This window comes from Streptococcus sp. 10F2 (assembly GCF_054331515.2).
In genome coordinates this window covers 1-21,731 of record NZ_JBTGGE020000031.1, presented here as the reverse complement: position 1 = coordinate 21,731, position 21,731 = coordinate 1, and the positions used below count along the sequence as shown (strand labels likewise).

Here is a 21,731-nt window from a genome sequence, read left to right as displayed (position 1 = left end):
TTTTTCGTAGTTGCTTCTTTACTTGATTTGGCATTCTATCCACCTCCTTTAGCCTAAGTATAGCAAAAAAAGGATTTCGAAAGCTCATAAATCGAGCTTTCGAAATCCTTAACTTAATGACATTGTCTTTTGGGGTCAGCTTTTTTGTCGGACAATAGCGAAGCAGTCCGACAAGTCATTTTGAAAAATGACTTTGGGCGACTTGGGGAAGTCGACTAATACGACAAAAATATCCTTGTGGTTTGAAGGCGTTTTTGTTATCTCGCCGCCTTTCCATTGTGGCGAGATCGCCGTCTGCAAGACCGTACTTTTACGAAGTAAAGTATCCATAAGAAGCACTGATTCCAAGCCATTCTTTTTATGTAACGTGAATAAGTTTTAATATTATTCCAACTCATCTCCCTCTTTCTCAATTTGAGTCTCCTGGTGGAAGATCTGTTGCCAGTCTTCGTGGCGGCGCCAGATGGTGGTGTGTTGCTTGCCGTTGAGTTGGTAGGAGACTAGTTTTGTTTTTTGGCTGATGGATTTGACTTGGAATTTTTTGAAGGCCATTTCTTGGTGTTTGGCTACTAGATAGGCGGTACGGTCTTGGACTTGGCCGTTCATAGGGATATAGGTGAAGTCCTCGGCGATGTAGTCGTCGAGGTTTTGTCCAGCTTCGACCTGGCTTTGGTAGAGGAAGAGTTTTTTGAGGAGGAAGTCCATGTCTTCATCTTCTGGAATGGGAGAGGGTTCGATGTGGATATCGATGTCGAAGACGCCATATTGGTCTTGGAGCAGGTGCTCAACTTGATCGGCAATTGTGTGGCTTTCGTAGACGGAGAGATCGGGATTCATAGCTAGGATTAGGTCGAGGTAAATATGGCTTCCGTAGCTACGACCTCTGATTTCTTTGACTTGGTCAATTTTGGGAACCGTTAGAATGCTTTGGCTATACTGTTCTAAGAGATTTTCATCAAAGCCATCGGAGAGAGAAAAAGTGGCTTCTCGGAAGATATCGTAGGCGGTTTTTAGGATAATGAGACTGATAATAATCGCAATAATCTTATCGATGAGATAGAACTGAAATTGACTTGCTAGAATGGCTAAGCTTGTTCCCAAGGACGTAAGCACATCGGAAAGATTGTCCATAGCTGCAGCTTCAAGGGCTTTAGAATGTACACGTTTGGCTAGATTACGGTTGTAGAGGTAGACTCCAGTCATGACTAAAGCGGAGAAAAGCCCCACCCAGATAGCTTGGGGGTCAAAACTCTCTTGCTTACCTTGGAGCAGGTCTTCCATGCTTTGGAAGAGGACTTGAAAACCGACTAGTAGCATAATCAGTGAGGTAATGAGGCTAGCGAGGTCTTCCATTTTCCAATGCCCGAATTTGTGGTCGCGATCTGCAGGTTTTTGGGCTAGGCGTAAGCCAATAAGGACAGCGACATTCCCTAAAATATCAGTCATATTATTCAAGCCATCTGCTGTGATGGAAGCCGATCCGAAGAGATGACCAGTGATAATTTTGAAGATAGACAGCAGGATATAGGTTGCGATAGCTAGAAGTGCACCGCGTTCCGCCATTTTTAAATTCTGAGTTGGACTGGACATTGGATCTTCCTTTTTTTCTTTTTTCAAAAAGTTTAACAAAAGGGACTAGGAAATTCAATGACCGAGATTGGAGGTTAAAGGCGTCAAATGTTATAATGGGGGAAGATATTTTCACAATTACAAGGAGACAAGATGAATCCACTGTTAGCGGGTATGAATGAGCGCCAGGCGGAGGCGGTCCAAACAACGGAAGGTCCTTTGCTGATTATGGCAGGGGCAGGTTCAGGTAAGACGCGAGTTCTGACTCATCGTATTGCCTATCTCATTGATGAAAAAATGGTGAACCCCTGGAATATTTTAGCGATTACCTTTACGAATAAGGCAGCGCGGGAGATGAAGGAACGGGCTTTTGCTTTAAATCCAGCAACGCAAGATTGTTTGATTGCGACCTTCCACTCTATGTGTGTCCGAATTTTACGTCGAGATGCAGATTATATAGGCTATAACCGCAATTTTACGATTGTCGATCCAGGAGAGCAACGAACCTTGATGAAGCGGATTCTTAAAGAACTTAATTTGGATCCACAGAAATGGAATGAGCGGGCTGTTCTAGGAACAATTTCGAATGCGAAAAATGAGTTAATAGATGATCGAGCTTATGAAGCGCAGGCTAGTGATATGTATAGTCAAGTTGTAGCCAAATGTTACAAGGCTTACCAGCGAGAATTGCGACAATCCGAAGCAATGGATTTTGATGATCTCATTATGATGACATTACGCCTTTTTGATCAGAATCCAGATGTGCTAACCTATTATCAGCAAAAGTTCCAATACATTCATGTAGATGAATACCAAGATACCAACCAAGCTCAGTACCAATTGGTTAAACTGTTGGCTTCTCGTTTTCAAAATATCTGTGTCGTTGGTGATGCGGATCAGTCCATCTATGGTTGGCGAGGTGCCGACATGCAAAATATTTTGGATTTTGAACGGGATTACAAGTCCGCAAAGGTCGTCCTCTTAGAGGAAAATTACCGCTCTACCAAAAAGATTTTGCAAGCTGCAAATGAGGTAATTGTTCACAATAAAAACCGTCGTCCTAAAAAATTGTGGACACAGAATCCTGAAGGCCAAAGCTTAGTGTATTACCGGGCAACCAATGAACAGGAAGAAGCTTTCTTCGTTGCTAAGACGATTCGGCAACTGGTTTTAGAAGAAGGGAAGAATTATAAAGATATAGCGGTCTTGTATCGAACGAATGCTCAATCCCGGACAATTGAGGAATCCTTGATGAAGTCGGCGATTCCTTATACCATGGTTGGCGGAACGAAGTTCTACAGCCGTAAAGAGATTCGTGACTTGGTTGCTTATTTGAATTTATTGGCCAATCCCAAGGATAATATTAGTTTTGAGCGGATTATTAATGAACCCAAACGTGGGATTGGCCCAGGAACTGTTAGCAAGTTGCGGGATTTTGCCCAGCAGCAGGGACTCTCTCTTCTAGAAGCTAGTAGCGACCTCATCCTATCTCCGTTGAAAGGTAAAGCAGCTCAAGCCGTTGAAGATTTTGCGACAATGATGAATCGCTTACGTCAGCAGTTAGATCAGTGGACCGTGACGGAACTGGTCAACACTCTGTTAGACGATTCGGGTTATCGCCAGAGTCTGGAAGCCCAACGCACAGTGGAAGCACAGAGTCGCCTGGAGAATATCCAAGAGTTTCTATCCGTTACCCAGTCCTTTGATGAGGGGGAAGCAGAAGACGGTGAAACTGGATTGGATCGTCTAGGACGATTTTTGGTGGATCTAGCCCTGAGCTCAGAAGCGGATGAAGGGGAAGCAGAAGCTGCTGAGGTAACCCTTATGACTTTACATGCGGCTAAAGGTTTGGAGTTTCCCTTTGTTTTCCTCATTGGTATGGAAGAAAATGTATTCCCCCTATCTCGTGCTAGCCAAGATCCAGATGAGTTGGAAGAAGAACGGCGCTTAGCTTATGTGGGAATTACAAGGGCAGAAGAAGGACTCTTTTTGACCAATGCTAATTCGCGCCTTCTTTATGGTCGAACAAGCTATAATAAGCCGAGTCGTTTCCTGAATGAAATGTCGAGTTCTCTTTTAGATTACCAGGGATTGGCAAAGCCAGCTAATACGAGTTTTGCAGTATCTTATACGAATCAAGCAGGGCAAAAATTTGGTCAAGGTATGAGTTTAGAAGAAGCGATTCGCTTGCGGAAACAGGCTGCTCAACCTCAGTCATTGAGAAGTCAAGCTCCTACAAGTCAGGTGGCGACTACTGCTTGGGAAATTGGAGATCAAGTAGCCCATCGGAAATGGGGACAAGGAACAGTTTTGGCAGTTTCTGGTTCTGGAGATGCCCAGGAATTGAAGATTTCCTTCCCAGAGTTAGGTGTGAAGAAAGTACTGGCAGCTTTGGCTCCCATTGAAAAAATTTAGGAGAAAGCTATGGATGGAATGATTGCGGTGAATAAGGCGGCAGGGATGACCAGCCACGATGTGGTGGGGCAACTTCGTCGTATTTTGAAAACGAAAAAAATTGGGCACGGTGGAACCTTGGATCCTCAAGTGACTGGAGTTTTGCCGATTGCTGTTGGTAAGGCAACTCGGCTCATTGAATATATGCAAGATGGTGGTAAAATCTACGAAGGTGAGATCACTCTAGGTTATGCTACAACTACAGAAGATGCCTGGGGAGAGCGGGTTCAAGAAACCCCGATTCAGGAAGGCCAAGTAATACTTGCTCAGATTGATGCCGCTATGGCGACCTTAGAAGGAACCATTCAACAGATTCCTCCGATGTACTCAGCCGTGAAGGTGAAGGGGCGTAAGCTTTATGAATATGCTAGAGCTGGAGAAGAAGTCGAGCGTCCAGTCCGTCAGGTCACCATCCAGGAGTTTTCACGCCAATCAGAGCTGCGTTGGGAAAACGGGCTTGTACGTTTTGACTTCCGAGTGAGTTGTTCGAAAGGGACCTATGTTCGGACGTTAGCGGTGGATTTGGGATCGCGGTTAGGTTTTGCCAGTCACATGTCTCGATTGGTACGTACCCAATCAGCTGGTCTAAGTTTGGAATCAGCTTATCGTTTAGAGGCGATTGAAGAATTGGTAGCACAAGGCCAAGAGACATTCCTATTGCCTTTGGAATATGGGGTTTCCAGTCTACCCGCTTATGATCTGAGTCGGGAAGAAGCTGAGGAATTAAGATATGGACGTTGGATTCAGGCGGCAGTTTCTCAAAACCGTGTAGCTGCTTTTTATGAAGGTAAATTGTTAGCGATTCTGGAGAAAAAAGGAGATATGTTTAAACCTCACAAGGTATTTGTCTAGTAAGGAGAAAGAATGAAAAAACAAACCATTCAGAATTGGCGGGATATTCATCAAACAGAGCCAACTATTTTGGTTTTAGGCTATTTTGATGGGATTCACAAGGGGCATCAACAATTGTTTAAACGGGCTCGGCAGCTGGCAGATCAGTCTGGTCTGAAGGTGGCTCTCTTGACGTTTCCAGAATCTCCTCAACTGGCTTTTAGTCGTTTTCGAACGGATCTGCTGCTGCATTTATCAAGTCCAGAATTGCGAGAGGAATTATTGGAAGAGGTCGGTGTTGACTTGCTTTACTTACAGGATTTCACCAGCGAGTTTGGAAGTTTGACAGGACAAGAATTTCTGGATACCTATGTAGCCAGTCTCAAGGCTCAGAAATTAGTAGTTGGCTTCGATTACCATTTTGGCTGTGACCGACAAGGAGCTCAACTTCTTTCCTCTTCTTTTCCAGGTCAGGTAGAGATTGTTCCATCTTACGACTTGGATGGACAAAAGGTCAGTTCGACACGGATTCGTCAAGCACTAGCGCAGGGAGAGGTTCAAGAAGTGGCGGACCTTTTAGGAAGACCTTATCAGACCTGTGGTATTGTAGTTCATGGAGATGCTCGGGGACGAACGATTGGTTATCCAACAGCTAACTTGGCTCCTTTAGATCGAGTTCATATGCCTTCAGATGGAGTTTATGTAGTAAATGTTCATGAAGGTGGGAAGGTCTATCGTGGTATGGCTTCAGTTGGTAAAAACGTCACCTTTGATGGAGATGAGTTGCGTTTTGAAGTCAATATTTTTGATTTTTCAGCCGATATCTATGGCCATCGTTTAAAAATTGATTGGCTGTGCCGCTTACGAGATATGGTAAAATTTACAAGTGTTCAGTCTTTGATTGAGCAATTAGAAGATGATGCAGTAAAAGCGAGGGAATGGAAGGAGCGTACCTAGATGAACCGTGTAATGAATTTATTTCGAATCTCAATCCACCCAGATGAGAAGGTTGAGTTTTTAAGACTTTTGGGAAATTTGGCTAGCTACTTTCAAGAAGTTGAGCAAAACCTAATTAGTTTTTATGCTTTTCGGAGTCCCGAACAAGAGGATCTGTATTTGATCTTGGAAATTTTCACTTCAGAGCAAGCCTATCTTGACTATCTCAATTCGGAGAGTTATCAGCGTTACCAAGAGTTAACACAGCCATTTGTACGTGAACAAGCTTATGTTCGTCTCGAAGGGCTCATCTTGTTAGAAAAATTGAGCAAAGACTTGCCACAGGTAGGCTCAGGCTTACGCTTGACCCTATTCCAAGGAGAGGCTCCGAATCTTGAAGCCAAGGATCGTCTGAATCGTCTAACTCAGAAATATGTTTTCCAAAAAGAAGGCTTGCATGCTTTCTATCTCGGTTGTGATAAACAATCGCCTGAGGATTGGTATCAATTTGAAATTTTTTCTCAGCAAAAAGAGGAAGATTTACTGGCGGATGAGGAAGGTTTCAAGCATGAGGAAGTGACCTTGAGATGGGAGCCACAGGATTTAGTAGATTTCTCGCTAGGAATGGATGTGGTAGCTACACGAGGAATTGAATTATGGGATTTAGGGGTCTTGTAATTCTACAAGTTTTTTTAAGTTTTCAAAAAAGACTAGGAAATCCCTTCCATTTTTGATAAAATGGATATAGTATGTAGGTTGGAAGGCGAATCTTACGATGATTACTTTATTCTTATCCCCCAGCTGTACCAGCTGTCGAAAGGCGCGTGCTTGGTTAACCAAACACGAGGTCCCTTTTCAAGAACATAATATTATGACGAGTCCTTTGACAGTTGAAGAATTACGTCATATTTTATCGTTGACAGAAAATGGAACGGACGATATTATTTCAACACGTTCCAAGATATTTCAGAAATTAAATGTAGATTTAGAGGAGTTGCCCATTTCAGAACTCCTAAGTTTGATTGAGCAAAATCCTAGTCTTTTACGTCGTCCGATTATCCTTGATTCCAAGCGCCTTCAAGTTGGCTTTAATGAGGATGAAATTAGGGTTTTCTTACCTAGGGGCTATCGTAAACAAGAATTAAAAAATGCAACATTAAGAGCGGAGATTGATCGACATGAGGAATCAGTATAGTTATCCGTTTGATGAGAGTTGGAGTACTGAAGAATTGGCTTCGGTACTCTCTTTTTTCAATCGCGTGGAAGAAGCTTATGAAGGTGGTGTGGAGGCACGGGTCCTTCTAGAGGCTTATGAGAAATTTAAACAAGTTGTCCCAGGAAAGGCTCTGGAAAAGACTTTGGGACGTGAATTTGAGGCAGCTAGTGGATACTCCTTGTATCGCGCACAACAAGCTGCTAGGGAGCGAGGGAATGGCAGAATTCGACTGTAAATTCCGCTATGAAGTGGCATTGAACTTGATGCAAGAGGCCGCGGAGATGGTGAGGAAGGCTTTAAGACAACCCTTAGAAATTGATTGTAAAAAGGATCGCACGGATTTGGTTACCAATCTAGATGTAGCTGTGCAAGATTTTTTTATCACACATTTAAGTCAACTGTTTCCAAATGATTATTTTTTTGCAGAGGAAAAGACGGAGCAACCGAATGCTCAGCTTGGAGCTGTCTGGATTTTGGATCCTATCGACGGAACTAATAATTTGATAGCCCAAGGGGAAAATTTTGCGATGATGTTGGCCTTTTTCCAGGATGGGCAGGCAGGTTTTGCGATGATTTACGACGTTATGAACCACGTTCTTCTATCGGGAGGAGGAAGTCTACCTGTTTTTCGCAATGGAGTTCGCTATGAAGGACAGGCAGCTTGTGTCTCTGTGGAACGATCCTTGGTGTCGGGAAATGCAGCGATGTTACACGGCAACAGCTTTGGCTTAGCTGATATTGCTCGAGATAGCCTGGGTGTTCGTGTTTATGGTAGTGCGGGAATTAGTTTTCTCAAGGTCTTGCAAGGGAAGCTCTTGACCTATGCGTCCTATTTGGAGCCTTGGGATTATGCAGCAGCCTATGTGTTATCTGAATCTTTAGGATACAAGTTGGTCGAAGCTCAAGGGGAATCCCTCCGTTTTCAAGGGAAGCAACCGGTTTTCTTAATTCCAGCCCATTTAGAGGATTATTTTTTGGAAAAAATCAAAGGGGGTACCAGTCATGCCTTTTCCGGTAGGGTTTAAAGAGAAGTATCAGACCATCCTGGGTTCAGAAAGTGCAGCTTTTTTTGCGACGTTTGAAGAGGAGCCGGTTGCGGGCTTTCGGGTGAATCCCTTGAAAGAATCTCTACAACTTCCTCAAGGGGTTGAGCCAATACCGGGAATGCCATGGTCCTATTATGGAAAGGTATCAGGGAAATCTTTGCAACATGTGACGGGACAATTGTATTCACAGGAGCCAGCTGCCCAGATGGTAGTCGATGCTGCGGGTATTGAACCAGGCATGAAGGTCTTGGACTTGGCAGCGGCACCAGGTGGCAAATCGACCCACATTTTGTCCTACCTTAACAATCAGGGGCTCTTAGTCTCTAATGAAATTTCTCCCAAAAGAGCTAAGATACTGGTTGAAAACATGGAGCGCTTTGGAGCCCAGAATGCTGTGGTGACTAATACGGATGCAAAAGCTTTAAGTCGTGTCTTTAAGGGATTTTTTGATGTCATTGTTCTAGATGCTCCCTGTTCTGGAGAAGGGATGTTTCGGAAACAGGCTGACGCTATGGATTACTGGACCTTGGACTATCCTGAGCAGTGTGCTAGTCTCCAACGGGAGATTTTAGAGGCTACTGTCACGATGCTGGCTCCGGGTGGTCGTCTTGTCTATTCAACTTGTACTTGGGCTCCAGAAGAAAATGAGGAGATTGTTTCCTGGTTACTATCAGAATATGACTTTGATTTGGAGCAAGTCCCTCTCAAAAATGGGATGGTTTCAGGCTTGAATCTTGCGGAGACAGCTAGGATGTATCCTCATCACTTCAAAGGGGAGGGACAATTTTTAGCCCGTTTGCATTATCGAGGGACAAACAAGGCTAAGAAATTCAAGGCAACACGGAGCAACTTGAATGCAGACCAAAAAAACTTGTGGCAAACCTTTGAAAAAGCTCATTTGAAAGAGGGCTTGACAGGAGTATTGCAAACATTTGGAGACGAGTTGTATCTGTTACCAGAAGGTCTACCGGCCCTAGATAAGATACGGATTGCTCGGAATGGTTTACATCTAGGCACCTTCAAGAAAAAGCGTTTTGAACCTAGTTTTGCTTTGGGGATTGCTTTAAAGCCGAGCCAATCGCTACGGATTTATGAGTTACCAGAAGAAGATTTTAAAGCCTATGTAGCTGGTCAAAGCTTACCAGCACAAGGAAATCCATCAAACGGCTGGTATCAATTAGTTTGTGGTCAAAATGGCTTAGGCTTTGTAAAAATTAGTCAAGGAATGGTGAAAAATCACTATCCTAAAGGTTTACGTTTTCAATAAAGGGGAAATTATGGCAGAATTACGACGTTTATATCGAGAATTTCAACCAGAACATTATGATCTAGATCTCATGATTGATCGTAAGGCTCGTACCTTTTCAGGTCAGGTGACCATCCAAGGACACTTATCAGCCAGTGATTTATCGTTGCATCAGAAAGACCTAGAAATTCTATCTCTATCTGTTGCGGGGCAAAATCGAGATTTTGTGGTTGATCAAGAAAATGATTTGGTGACGGCTTCTGGTCTTGAAACCGGAGATGTTACAGTTGTGGTGACTTATCAAGGGAATATCAACGATCGCATGACGGGGATTTATCCTTCTTACTATCGCTTGGAGGGGCAGGACAAGGAAATTATTTCGACTCAATTTGAGAGTCACTTTGCTCGCGAAGCTTTTCCCTGCGTCGATGAACCAGAAGCGAAGGCAACTTTTGATCTGACTCTGCGTTTTGACCAAACAGAGGGGGAGATAGCCCTTTCCAATATGCCAGAACAGGAGCCTGGGCGAGGGGAGCAAACAGGTATCTGGACTTTTGAGCGGACACCTCGGATGTCGACCTATCTTTTGGCATTTGGGATTGGTGATCTTCAAGGAATCACTGATCGAACAGAGCGTGGTACCTTGGTTGGTGTTTATGCTAGCAAGGCCCATCCAGAAAGAAATCTCGAATTTGCCTTGAATATTGCCAAGCGTGTGATTGCTTTCTACGAAGATTATTTTGACGTACCCTATCCTATTCCTCAATCTTTGCACCTAGCTTTACCTGACTTCTCTTCAGGAGCTATGGAAAACTGGGGATTGGTAACCTATCGGGAAGTCTACCTTTTGGTGGATGCGAATTCAAGTTTCCACAGTCGTCAACAAGTTGCTTTGGTAATTGCCCATGAAGTAGCTCATCAATGGTTTGGTAATCTGGTTACCATGCAATGGTGGGACGATCTCTGGTTAAATGAGAGCTTTGCCAACATGATGGAATATGTCAGCGTGGACCATTTGGAGCCAGGTTGGAATATTTTGGAAGACTTCCAGACTACTGGTATTCCACTTTCCTTACGCCGGGATGCGACAGATGGCGTGCAATCTGTCCATGTAGCTGTGAATCATCCAGATGAGGTGAATACACTCTTTGATCCTGCGATTGTTTATGCTAAGGGGAGCCGTCTCATGCATATGTTGCATCGTTGGTTGGGAGATCCGGTCTTTTCTAAAGGTTTGGGAGCCTACTTCCGTAAGCATCAATATGGCAATACGGTAGGGACTGATCTTTGGGCTGCCTTGGAATCTGCTTCTGGTAAGGAAGTTGGCGCCTTTATGGAATCTTGGTTGGAGCAGCCAGGCTATCCAGTTGTCACGGTTGCTCTAGAGGGGGATAATTTAGTGTTGACCCAGGAGCAATTCTTCTTGGGTCAAAGGGAAGACAAACAACGTTTGTGGCATATTCCGCTCAATAGTAATTGGCAAGGGCTTCCTGATATGATGACCGACAAGACGTTGGTGATTCCTGGTTATGCTGAGTTGGCGGCTGCAAATGCAGAAGCGGGAGCACTTCGCCTTAATGATGGGAATACAGCTCACTATATTTGTGACTATCAAGGTTCAGTTGGTGACTCCTTGTTGGAAAACCTATCTAACCTTGATGCTACTAGCCGTCTGCAACTGATTCAGGAACAGCAATTATTAGCGGAATCTGGACGGATTTCTTATGCTGCTTTGCTTGCTTTGATGGAAAAATGGCCAGAAGAGAAGGCTTTTATCGTTCTCTCTGCCTGGGCTAATGTCGTTCGTGCCTTAGCTCGATTCCTAGAAGAAGAGGAGCAAGCCCGAGCTGTCTTGAACCAGAAAGTATCTCAGCTTTTTGGACCAGCTATTGAGTCCTTAGGCTTAATCCCACAAGCTGGAGAAGCGGAGCAGGATGAGTTGGTTCGCCAAGTAGCCCTCAGCCAACTGGTAGAAGCGGGAGCTAGTCCTGTTGTGGAAGGTGTCGCAGCCCTTTTTGAGCAGTATAAAAACAATCTGGAAGACACACCGGCTTCTATTCGCTCACAAGTATTAATCAACCAAATGAAATCGTCTGAATCAAGAGAGCTAGTAGAGCTCTATCTGGATTTGTACCAACAGGCAACCGATGGAACCTTCCAACGTCAGTTGGCTACTGCCTTGTCATATGCACAAGAGGAGGAACATCTTCAGTTGCTTCTATCAAAATGGCGGGATAAATCAGTGGTGAAACCACAAGATTTGGCACTTTCTTGGTACCGAGTTTTCTTACTTCAAGCAACAGCGAGTCCTTTGGCTTGGAACTGGGCTTGCCAAAACTGGGATTGGATTGTGGATGCATTGGGAGGAGATATGTCCTTTGATAAGTATATTATCTATCCGGCTAATAGTTTCCACCGTCGTGACCAGTTACAGGCCTATAAAGAATTCTTCCAACCAAAAGTGGAAGATATGGCGATGCAGCGGAATATTCTTATGGGAATCAATGAAATTGAGGCGCGTGTAGCCTTAATGGAACGTGATCGGGAACAGGTACTTGCAGCTCTTAAAGGGAATTAGGATTTTTTAAGTTTCCGCAGTTAAAATAGGAGAAAAGATCTACCGAAGGCTTGGGACCTAGACAGGCTCCAAGCCTTTTTGAAAGAGGAGTAATGATGATTAAGATTTTGTTGGTCGAAGATGACTTGAATTTATCCAATTCTGTGTTTGATTTTTTGGATGATTTTGCGGATGTTATGCAGGTGTTTGATGGAGAAGAAGGTCTTTATGAGGCAGAATCTGGTATCTATGATTTGATTCTTCTTGATTTAATGTTGCCAGAAAAAGATGGTTTCCAAGTTCTGCAAGAATTGCGTGAAAAAGGTGTCAGTACTCCAGTTTTGATTATGACAGCCAAAGAAAGTTTAGAAGACAAGGGGCATGGCTTTGAATTGGGAGCCGATGACTATTTGACGAAACCTTTCTATCTTGAGGAATTGAAGATGCGGATTCAGGCCTTGCTCAAGCGTTCAGGAAAGTTCAATGTTAATCAATTAACTTATGGGGACATTGAGGTGGATCTCAATACTAATAGCACCAAGATGGCCGGGAAAGAGGTGGAGCTTTTGGGGAAGGAGTTTGATTTACTGGTCTATTTCTTGCAGAACCAAAATGTTATTTTGCCTAAGTCCCAAATTTTTGACCGTATCTGGGGGTTTGATTCAGATACCACGATATCTGTTGTTGAAGTGTATGTGTCTAAGATTCGCAAGAAGCTCAAAGGTAGTGTTTTTGCAGAACATTTGCAGACGCTTAGAAGTGTAGGATATATATTGAAACATGAAGAAGGTTAGAGACAAAGTCCAATCTGCTAATTTTCCTTATTTTGTTCGCTATGTCACCGTTTTTACCTTGATTTTTGGAACTATGACGCTCTTAATCCTGCAAATCATGCGGTCGGGGATCTACAGTTCTGTTGATACAACTTTACGGAATTATAGTCAGAATTCTGAAGCAACGGTTTTGGCTGCTTTGCGGTCTTTAAATAGTTATTCGGAAAATATTGCAGGGATTGAAAAAGATCTTAAAAATATCGAGGCTCCACTTTCTGCCAATTCTGAAGTTCTTCTCTTTAATGAAAAAGGCGAGGTTCTTTCAACGCCAAGTCATTTAGTGGATACAACAGAATTGAAATTGAATTTAAAAAAGGATTTCCATAAAATTCGTCAGGTGGAGATGCGAACAACCTTTGGAGAAATTGAATCTTTCCGAGAAATCTGTTTTCCCTTAGAACTATCTCAATCTATTGAAGGAATCGCCTATGCTTCTGTGTTAATCAATACCAATCAAATCCAAGCGACCAACGCTAATAATGAGAAAACGGTTATCATGGTGATGACAATTTTCTGGTTGATATCTATTATTGCTAGTTATTACTTGGCCAAGATGACGATGGCGCCCATCCTTGATAGCATGCAGCGCCAAAAGACTTTTATTGAGAACGCCAGTCACGAGCTCCGCACTCCATTAGCGGTTCTCCAAAATCGCTTAGAGGGACTTTTCCGTAAGCCTCAAGCGACAATTTTGGATGAAAGTGAGTCGGTTGCGGCTAGTTTGGAAGAAGTTCGGAATATGCGGAAGTTGACGACGAATCTTCTTAATATGGCCCGTCGTGATGACGGTATTATTCCTGTTCTAGAAACGATTGATTCTAAATTTTTTGAAGATATTCTGGAAAATTTTGAATTAGTTTCTCAGGAAAATGGAAAAAATTTCCAGTATGTTAATGACTTTCAAGGACAAATTCAATCAGACAAGGTTTTGCTGAAACAGGTTTTGACGATCCTGTTTGATAATGCTATTAAATACACCGAGGATGACGGTCAGGTTGGGATTCAGCTCTATTCCCAAGATCGTAACGGTGATCTTCGGATCCAAGTTTGGGATAATGGGATTGGGATTTCTGATGAAGATAAGACACGTATTTTTGATCGCTTTTACCGTGTCGATAAGGCTCGTACTCGTCAAAGTTCAGGCTTTGGCTTGGGCCTCTCCTTGGCTAAACAAATCATTGATGCCTTGAATGCAGATATCCAAGTCAAAGATAATACACCTACAGGAAGTATCTTTGAACTCACCCTTAGCAAAGAGGGCAAGAAACGCTATCGTGGACGTCGGAAGGCTAGGAAAGAAAACAAAGACAGTCACAAAACAGGTTAGGGGCTTCCCAATGTCATTAAGTTAAGACCTAGAATCTAAGATAAGACCACTTTGGAAGTTCAAATTGATATCTGACTTTCGAAAGTGGTCTTTTTGTGCACGCCAAATAAAGGTTTTTGTGACCTTTTTTAAAAATTATGATACACTATAGGTGAAACTTACTACTGATTGAGTTCTCAGTCGCCTTTTAAAGGTTCGACCTGGACGAATGATTGACAAATGTTTCTCTATGTAAGTTTTCAACTGAGAAGAAGTGAGCCTGTTTTTCAGGAATTGTTTGCAGGCATAAACAGCATCAGAAAAGCAGATTTGGTAGTTTTCTAAGCTGGACATGGTATCATTAATTTTCATTGTGATCCATCTACAGAAGTTAAACTCTGTAAAACGTGCATAGATTTCTTGAAGAACACCTTCCTTCTTCTTTGCATGAAAATTAACCAGTCCTATACTATACTTTAGGTCTCTAAAACTTGTCTCTATGCCCCATCTACGTGCATAGAGTTTTTTAATATCTTCAAAAGGTAGGTCTGAATTTGTAACGAGGACCTCATATTTTCCGTCCCCTATCGGAATCTTTAAAATCCGAAAATCTAGTTCATAAAATTTAGGATTACTTCCATAATTGATAGAGTCCGGTAGGAAATCAAATCTAGAGTTGTTTGGTACAAATCGGTAATTTTCTGGATTAAGTTTATAAAGATGTTTCATCTTGTCTGTTTGATTTCTAGACAATTTGATGGTCACCTCTTCCTCAATTGGAGTATCTGGCAAATGAAATCTAGATGCAAAAGATTTCTTTCCACTCTTAACACGGATAATATATTGCCAACCTTTTTCCTCGAAATGCGCCATGAGATTGTAGCTTTCATATCCCCTGTCCATTATCACAAGAGCTGTTTCAAAAGGGAGAAACCTCCATCATTTCAATGACTGCCTGCCGCTCATCCGCCTTTCTTTTATCCTGTACCCTTACATCAGTATAAATACCTGTGTTTAAATCATAAAATGCATTAAGATGAATCAGGTTATACGATTTATTTCCTTCGCCAACTTGAAAAGAGGTCTCCTCATCTTTAGAATTTCTAGGGATATTCACATCACTCCCATCTGCCGCTAGAATAGGGACAGAATCAGGGATAGGAATTTTTGATGTGAATTCTTTAAATATTTTATAGAAGGCCGTTGGTTTAATTTTATAGCGAGCTTGTACAAAAGCAGATTCCGTTGCCCAAATATTAGCATCTAACAATTCTTTTGAAATAGATTTTCCACCCATTCTAAGTACTAAATTCACTACGTTCTCAAGAGATAATTCTCGATTTCGAGTAAAATCTGAAGGTTTAGAGAGCAAACTTCCCCTATCTTGCCCCATCACAGTAGTAACACTATTTCGCAATTGCTTCCTTACTTGATTTGGCATTAAAACCACCTCCTTTAGCCTAAGTATAGCAAAAAAAGGATTTCGAAAGCTCATAAATCGAGCTTTCGAAATCCTTAACTTAATGACATTGAGGGGCTTCCTAACCTGTTTTGTGCTATGTTATTGAAGTTTGTTGCTTCAGGATCTCGCCTATCTTATTTTTTAAAATGGGATAGAGAGAAATGGAGGAACAGAATTACAAACCATTCTTTCAAATCATGATGTCAGTGAGCTAGTGATCATAGGATTTAATGTCGAATATGGATGCCTCTTCTCTGCCATCATGCCTAGTGATAGGGGGTAAGGGAATACCGATGAAATGAAAGTGTTGAGTGATAGAGCTGTCCTAACGGCAGTCATAAAAACAGATAGGATGGTTTCTTCATCTGTTTTAGCCCCTTAATGAGGCAAAAGAAAAAAGCTCACAAGGAGCTTCTAACTTTCTTACTTAGCAAGTTTAGCAGCAAGGCGTGATTTATCGCGGCTTGCTTTGTTTTTGTGAATCAAACCTTTTGTTTCTGCTTTATCAATAGCAGCAGATGCAGTACGGAAAAGTTCTTCAGTTGGGTTAGCTTCGAAGTTCTTGATAGCAGTACGCATAGCTGATTTTTGAGCTGAATTTTTTTCGTTTTGTTTTACGTTCAATTCAGCGCGTTTGATAGCTGATTTAATATTTGCCAAAATGTTCACCTCCATATGTAATAACTATCTAATTATACAGAAATTTTGGACGATTGACAAGGAGAATTCATTTTTTTAAGTAGATTTTATCAATTTTGTGCTTCTGATCTTTATGGAGAATCATTTGAGCTCTGTTTCGTGTTGGTTGAATATACTGTTGCAGATTGACCAAGTTGATACTTTCCCAAATATGTCGCGCATAGCTTAAGGCTTCAGTTGAACTCATCAGACTGAAGCGATGGTGGTAATTTTCAGGTTTATCCATAGCTAACTCCCTCAATTTGAGAAAGCGTTCCAAATACCATTGCTCGATGAGGGCAGTGGGGGCGTCGATATAGATGGAAAAGTCAAAATAATCGAGACTATAGAGGTTGGGTTGATCTGAGATTTGAAAGAGATTGATCCCTTCCACAATTAAGATATCGGTGTTTTCCAAGTGAAAAAACTGATCGGGTAAAATATCGTAACTTTCATGAGAGTAGAGAGGGACATCGTAGGCATCACCGTTCCGAATATGATCCAGAAAGTCTAGTAATTTCTCCATATCATAAGATTGTGGAAAACCTTTTTGATGCATCATTTGTTTGGATTCTAGATGAGCGTTGGGATAAAGGAAGCCATCGGTTGTTACCAAATCTATTTGTAATTCAGGGTAAGTCTGTTGGAGTAGGAGTCGTAATAGGCGACTGCTAGTGGATTTGCCGACGGCTACGCTGCCCGCAATTCCAATGATGAAAGGAGATCTAGTTACAGCTTGGTCTAAGAAAGCTCCTTTGGACTGGTTGAGTGCTTCTTTATTTTTCTTATATATATGGAGTAAACGGATAAGAGGAAGATAGATCGCCTTGATTTCCTCTAGTTGGATGGGGTCGTTGAGGCTGCGAATGGCATCTAATTCTGACTGAGTCAAGCCAGCTTTGGTAAAATCGGATTGTAGTTGACTCCAATCTTCCCTATTTATTTGACGGTAATTAAAAAATTCCTGCATAGTATCCTCGTTTCTTCGCCTAGTATATCATAGGGTTGCTGGACTGTAAACCGTTTCCATAATGCTCATGGATATGTTAGAATAAACCTATGAGTAAGATGTATTTTGAGCGGCAGCCAGATGCCGCACATGATGTACGAGAGTTACGCGTATCCCTTTTGGGGGCGGATTTTCGTTTTCTAGCCGATGCTGGTGTGTTTTCAAAAAAACAGGTGGACTATGGGTCGCGCGTTTTGTTGGAAAGCTTAGATTTTGTGCCAGGAGGGTCGCTGTTAGATTTAGGTTGTGGCTATGGGCCTTTGGGAATTGCCTTGGCGAAGGTGCAGGAACAGGTAGTGACGATGGTGGACGTCAATGAAAGGGCTCTAGACTTGGCAGTTAAGAATGCCCAGGCCAATGGAGTGGAGGCTAGTATTTTTGCTTCCGATGTGTATGATCAGGTTGCAGGGACATTTACCCATATTATCTCCAATCCTCCTATCCGCGCGGGTAAATCGGTGGTTCATAGGATTATTGAGGAGGCGCCGGGATACTTGGAGTCTGGGGGAGATTTGACCCTAGTCATTCAAAAGAAACAAGGGGCACCAAGTGCAAAGAAGAAGATGGAAGAAGTCTTTGGCAATTGTGACATTATTAGAAAGGATAAGGGTTATTACATCCTTAGAAGTGTGAAAGAATGAGAGCAGTTGATTTAATTCAGAAGAAACGTGATGGTCATAGCTTAAGTAAGGAGGAGATTGATTGGCTTATTGAGGGCTATGTAGATGGAACGGTTCCTGATTATCAAATGGCAGCCATGGCTATGGCTATCTATTTCAAGGGAATGGATACAAGGGAGATTAGTGATCTGACCATGGCGATGGTGGCTAGTGGAGATCAGGTGGATTTGTCAGCAATTCCGGGTATTAAGGTTGATAAGCATTCTACCGGTGGTGTTGGGGACAAGGTGACCTTGATTTTGGCACCTCTAGTAGCTAGTTTCGGAGTGTCGGTTGCTAAGATGAGCGGTCGTGGCCTAGGGCATACAGGTGGAACCTTGGATAAATTAGAGTCGATTAAAGGCTTACAGGTGGAAATTCCCGAAGCTGATTTTATTCAACAGGTACAGGATATTGGTGTTTCTGTTATTGGTCAGTCTGATCAGCTGGTTAAAGCAGATAAATTACTATATGCTCTTCGAGATGTGACGGCAACAGTGGACATAATTCCGTTAATTGCTAGCTCGGTTATGAGTAAGAAAATTGCCGCGGGTTCGGATGCTATTCTTTTAGATGTGACAGTCGGACAAGGGGCCTTTATGAAGACCATTGAAGAAGCGCGTGAGTTAGCGACGACTATGGTTAATCTGGGGAAAGCTGTTGGCCGTGAGACGGTGGCAGTTGTTACTGATATGAGCCAGCCCTTGGGGCGTGCGATTGGAAACCGTTTAGAATTGCTAGAAGCTATTGAGATTTTAAAGGGGCAAGGTCGTTCGGATATTACGAACTTTGTAAGCGAGTTAGGGCAAATGTTGTTAGCTTTAGCGGGAGTTGAAAAGTCTGTTGAGGAGGTCCATTCTCATCTTGAAAACGGTTCTGCTTTGGCGAAATTGGAAGAAATGGTGGTGGCTCAAGGTGGAGATTTAGAAGATCTTTACCGTCCAGTTCAAGTCCAAGAAGTCTATGAAATTAAAGCGCCAACAAGTGGCTATATCACAGAACTTCCAGCTCTTTACTATGGTTTGTTTGCGATGAAATTGGGAGCCGGTCGTGCTGTTAAAACGGATCCACTTGATTTCGAAACAGGTATTGTTTTTGAGAAAAAAGTGGGGGACCGAGTAGAAGAAGGGGAAGTTTTAGCGAGAATTTACGCAAATTCGGAAATTCCGAAAGTTATGCTTGAAGAATTTCTGGAAAATGTTAAAATAGGAAACGAAGAGGTCGAAATCAAGGAAATCATTGAAATCGTTCGTTAATAGAGCCGAATAGTTTTCCACTTCGACATCCTGAACATTGTCTTTTGCTTAGTGATGGCAATCACTCATCAGTTTTAACATTTTTTAGGAGGTTCAATATGAACAAGAAACAATGGTTTGGTATCGGTTTGACGGCAGCAGCTGCGCTAACTTTAGTAGCTTGTGGTAACCGTTCTGCAAGTCAAAACGCCGATGCTAAAACAGACCTTAAAGCAGTTATCGTAACAGATACTGGTGGAGTTGACGACAAGTCCTTTAACCAATCTGCTTGGGAAGGTTTGATGGCTTGGGGGAAAGAAAATGGTCTTTCTGAAGGAAATGGTATCGGCTATATCCAATCACAAAGTGAGTCAGACTATGCAAACAACCTTGAGCAAGCTGCTTCAAGCGGTAACCAATTGGTGTTCGGTATTGGATTTGCTCTTCGTAACGCCGTAGAAGCAGCCGCAAAAGATCGTACAGATACAAATTACGTCATCATCGATGAAGTGATTGACAATATGGATAATGTTGCCTCAGCAACTTTTGCGGATAATGAAGCTGCTTACCTAGCTGGTGTGGCTGCTGCTAAGACAACGAAATCTAAAGAAATTGGTTTCATCGGTGGTATGGAATCTGAAGTTATTACTCGTTTTGAAAAAGGTTTTGAAGCTGGTGTTAAATCTGTAGATCCTTCTATCAATGTTCGTGTCGACTATGCAGGTTCTTTCAGTGATGCCGCTAAAGGTAAGTCAATCGCTCAAGCTCAATACTCAGCTGGTGTAGACGTTATTTACCAAGCAGCTGGTGGTACTGGTGTTGGAGTCTTCAAAGAAGCAAAAGATTTGAACGAAACTAAAGACGAAGCAGAAAAAGTTTGGGTTATAGGTGTTGACCGTGACCAGAAGGATGAGGGAAGCTATAAATCTAAGGATGGAAAAGAGTCTAACTTTGTCCTAGCTTCTACCTTGAAAGAAGTTGGAGCAGCTGTCCAAGACTTGGCTAACCAAGCTAAAGATGGTAAATTCCCAGGCGGTAAACACATCACTTACGGTTTGAAAGATAAAGGTGTTGACCTTGCAGAAACAAACTTGTCTGATGATGCAAAAGCAGCTGTTAAAGAAGCAAAAGACAAAATTACTTCTGGTGACTTAGAAGTTCCTGCTAAATAATTAAATTCAGTGTATAGTGAAAAAGTGGTCTGAACCTAGAGGGGCAGACCACTTTTTGTAAGATTACTTACTACCTTGAAAGAAGTCGGGTTCCTCCGACTTCTTTCTTTGGTTGCATATACGGGAATTTATTACCAAAAATGTTCGTGTTTCATATAAAACTTTGAAAATTCACGGAAAATTTTTCAGTTTTTCACGAATGAACCTAGCCAAAATGAGCTTTCTATGCTATACTGCTATTCGTATGCAAAAAATGGAGGTTAGCGCTTTGAAGAAGAAGCCTATGCTTGCGGTTGCAGGACTTACAGTGGCGACACTGGGATTAGTTGCTTGCGGTCAGCGAGGAAATACAGAAAATTCAGAAGCTAAGGTCAAGGCTAGTCTTGTAACTAGTGTTGGTGGTGTTGATGATAAATCTTTCAACCAGTCTGCTTGGGAAGGGTTGGAAGAATGGGGCAAGGCTCAAGGGCTTAGCCAAGGTAATGGTTATGACTATTATCAATCTGATTCGGAGTCGGATTACACCAATAATTTTGAACAAGCTGCTTCAAGTGGAAGCAACTTGATTATTGGTATTGGTTACATTGTTAAAAACGCAGTTGAGCAGGCAGCCAAAGATCATTCGGAAATCAATTATGTGATTTTGGATGAGGTTATTGAAGGTCAGGATAATGTAACAAGTGCAACATTTGCGGATCAAGAAGCTGCTTACCTAGCAGGTGTAGCAGCAGCGAAGACGAGCCAAACAAAAAAAGTTGGCTTTATTGGCGGTATTGAATCCGAGGTTGTCAAACGGTTTGAAAAAGGTTTTGAAGCTGGTGTCCAATCTGTGGATCCAGATATCAAAGTTCAGGTAGATTACGCAGGCTCTTTTACCGATGCGTCTAAAGGTAAATCTTTAGCGCAGGCACAATATGCCGGTGGTGCTGACGTTATCTATCAAGCAGCAGGTGGAAGTGGAGCAGGAGTCTTCAAAGAAGCAAAAGATTTGAATGAGACACGAGATGAAGCTGACAAGGTTTGGGTCATCGGTGTGGATCAGGATCAATCAGCTGATGGAGAATACACTTCCAAAGATGGAAAAAAAGCAAACTTTGTTTTGACTTCAACGATTAAAGAAGTTGGAGCAGCTTTAAAAGATATTGCAGAAAAGACAAGTCAAGGAAACTTCCCTGGGAATCAAACAACGGTTTATGGTTTGAAAGTGGGTGGTGTTAACCTTGTAACGGGTCAACTTTCCTCAGATGCTAAGGCAGCCGTTTCAACAGCCAAGGAAGATATTATTGCGGGACGAATTACAGTTCCTCAAAAATAATCTTATGGTATGAAAGAAGGTTTCTTTGAAACCTGGTTTGCTGTTGCTTTAGTTATTAGAGGTTGAATCTTTTCAACCTCTTTTTTTAGTACGACGGGCATGTCGTACATCTGAGGTGTAAGTCCTCTGTGGGCACCTGCTACCGGTGAACCCAATAGCGACTCCCAAGCCTGACTATCGTGAGGTAGCGGGGAGAGGAAGGGATAG

19 protein-coding genes and 1 pseudogene are annotated in these 21,731 nt (G+C 42.4%); 15 read left to right on the top strand and 5 right to left on the bottom strand.

What is annotated here, in order from left to right; genetic code table 11:
• Positions 1-384: 384 nt before the first annotated feature.
• Positions 385-1,590, bottom strand: a complete 1,206-nt coding sequence (locus ACXM1Q_RS06230) for a cation diffusion facilitator family transporter (protein WP_458517179.1) — start codon at positions 1,588-1,590, stop codon at positions 385-387.
• A gap of 132 nt (positions 1,591-1,722) precedes the next feature.
• Here ACXM1Q_RS06230 and pcrA point away from each other — a divergent pair, with 132 nt between their 5' ends.
• The 11 genes from pcrA (at position 1,723) to ACXM1Q_RS06175 (ending at position 14,015) form a co-directional block, all read left to right on the top strand.
• The gene (gene pcrA / locus ACXM1Q_RS06225) at positions 1,723-3,984 is read left to right on the top strand and encodes a DNA helicase PcrA (RefSeq protein ID WP_458517177.1); all 2,262 of its coding nucleotides are present in this window, start codon (positions 1,723-1,725) and stop codon (positions 3,982-3,984) included.
• A 9-nt stretch (positions 3,985-3,993) separates the two neighbouring features.
• Positions 3,994-4,875: a tRNA pseudouridine(55) synthase TruB gene (gene truB / locus ACXM1Q_RS06220; RefSeq protein ID WP_458517175.1), complete on the top strand. Its 882-nt coding sequence runs from the start codon at positions 3,994-3,996 to the stop codon at positions 4,873-4,875.
• A 12-nt stretch (positions 4,876-4,887) separates the two neighbouring features.
• Positions 4,888-5,811: a bifunctional riboflavin kinase/FAD synthetase gene (locus ACXM1Q_RS06215; protein WP_458517173.1), complete on the top strand. Its 924-nt coding sequence runs from the start codon at positions 4,888-4,890 to the stop codon at positions 5,809-5,811.
• On the top strand, positions 5,812-6,468 hold the full coding sequence (locus ACXM1Q_RS06210; protein ID WP_135037381.1) for an antibiotic biosynthesis monooxygenase family protein: 657 nt from the start codon (positions 5,812-5,814) through the stop codon (positions 6,466-6,468). It abuts the gene before it with no gap.
• Positions 6,469-6,565: 97 nt separating this feature from the next.
• Positions 6,566-6,985 (top strand): Spx/MgsR family RNA polymerase-binding regulatory protein, encoded by a 420-nt coding sequence (locus tag ACXM1Q_RS06205; RefSeq protein WP_135037378.1) that lies wholly within the window; start codon positions 6,566-6,568, stop codon positions 6,983-6,985.
• Positions 6,969-7,241 (top strand): UPF0223 family protein, encoded by a 273-nt coding sequence (locus tag ACXM1Q_RS06200; RefSeq protein WP_135037375.1) that lies wholly within the window; start codon positions 6,969-6,971, stop codon positions 7,239-7,241. Before ACXM1Q_RS06205 ends, ACXM1Q_RS06200 begins: the two co-directional genes overlap by 17 nt.
• The gene (locus ACXM1Q_RS06195) at positions 7,222-8,031 is read left to right on the top strand and encodes an inositol monophosphatase family protein (RefSeq protein WP_458517170.1); all 810 of its coding nucleotides are present in this window, start codon (positions 7,222-7,224) and stop codon (positions 8,029-8,031) included. Before ACXM1Q_RS06200 ends, ACXM1Q_RS06195 begins: the two co-directional genes overlap by 20 nt.
• Positions 8,009-9,319, top strand: a complete 1,311-nt coding sequence (locus tag ACXM1Q_RS06190; protein ID WP_458517168.1) for an RsmF rRNA methyltransferase first C-terminal domain-containing protein — start codon at positions 8,009-8,011, stop codon at positions 9,317-9,319. The genes ACXM1Q_RS06195 and ACXM1Q_RS06190 overlap by 23 nt, the downstream gene beginning before the upstream one ends.
• 10 nt (positions 9,320-9,329) lie before the next feature.
• Positions 9,330-11,876, top strand: coding sequence for a M1 family metallopeptidase (locus ACXM1Q_RS06185; protein ID WP_458517166.1), 2,547 nt, complete (start codon positions 9,330-9,332; stop codon positions 11,874-11,876).
• Between the two features lie 95 nt (positions 11,877-11,971).
• On the top strand, positions 11,972-12,649 hold the full coding sequence (locus ACXM1Q_RS06180) for a response regulator transcription factor (protein WP_458517181.1): 678 nt from the start codon (positions 11,972-11,974) through the stop codon (positions 12,647-12,649).
• Positions 12,636-14,015: a sensor histidine kinase gene (locus ACXM1Q_RS06175; protein WP_458517164.1), complete on the top strand. Its 1,380-nt coding sequence runs from the start codon at positions 12,636-12,638 to the stop codon at positions 14,013-14,015. Before ACXM1Q_RS06180 ends, ACXM1Q_RS06175 begins: the two co-directional genes overlap by 14 nt.
• 135 nt (positions 14,016-14,150) lie before the next feature.
• Here the strand turns inward: ACXM1Q_RS06175 and ACXM1Q_RS06170 are convergent.
• The 3 genes and pseudogenes from ACXM1Q_RS06170 to coaA form a co-directional block, all read right to left on the bottom strand.
• Positions 14,151-15,435, bottom strand: a pseudogene (locus ACXM1Q_RS06170) (IS4 family transposase).
• Between the two features lie 444 nt (positions 15,436-15,879).
• Positions 15,880-16,116, bottom strand: a complete 237-nt coding sequence (gene rpsT, locus ACXM1Q_RS06165; protein WP_135037360.1) for a 30S ribosomal protein S20 — start codon at positions 16,114-16,116, stop codon at positions 15,880-15,882.
• A gap of 67 nt (positions 16,117-16,183) precedes the next feature.
• Positions 16,184-17,104: a type I pantothenate kinase gene (coaA, locus tag ACXM1Q_RS06160; RefSeq protein ID WP_458517162.1), complete on the bottom strand. Its 921-nt coding sequence runs from the start codon at positions 17,102-17,104 to the stop codon at positions 16,184-16,186.
• 89 nt (positions 17,105-17,193) lie between these two features.
• Between coaA and ACXM1Q_RS06155 the strand changes: the two genes are divergently transcribed.
• The 4 genes from ACXM1Q_RS06155 (at position 17,194) to ACXM1Q_RS06140 (ending at position 21,524) form a co-directional block, all read left to right on the top strand.
• Entirely contained in the window at positions 17,194-17,784 is a 591-nt protein-coding gene (locus ACXM1Q_RS06155; RefSeq protein ID WP_135037354.1) for a class I SAM-dependent methyltransferase, read from the top strand.
• Entirely contained in the window at positions 17,781-19,058 is a 1,278-nt protein-coding gene (locus ACXM1Q_RS06150) for a pyrimidine-nucleoside phosphorylase (RefSeq protein WP_458517159.1), read from the top strand. Before ACXM1Q_RS06155 ends, ACXM1Q_RS06150 begins: the two co-directional genes overlap by 4 nt.
• A gap of 98 nt (positions 19,059-19,156) precedes the next feature.
• Positions 19,157-20,209, top strand: a complete 1,053-nt coding sequence (locus ACXM1Q_RS06145) for a BMP family lipoprotein (RefSeq protein WP_458517157.1) — start codon at positions 19,157-19,159, stop codon at positions 20,207-20,209.
• A gap of 268 nt (positions 20,210-20,477) precedes the next feature.
• Complete coding sequence (locus ACXM1Q_RS06140) at positions 20,478-21,524, top strand: BMP family lipoprotein (protein WP_458517155.1); 1,047 nt, start codon at positions 20,478-20,480, stop codon at positions 21,522-21,524.
• A gap of 2 nt (positions 21,525-21,526) precedes the next feature.
• Here the strand turns inward: ACXM1Q_RS06140 and ACXM1Q_RS06135 are convergent.
• Positions 21,527-21,731, bottom strand: a 205-nt coding sequence (locus ACXM1Q_RS06135) for a hypothetical protein (RefSeq protein WP_458517153.1), incomplete at its 5' end; no start/stop codon positions are given.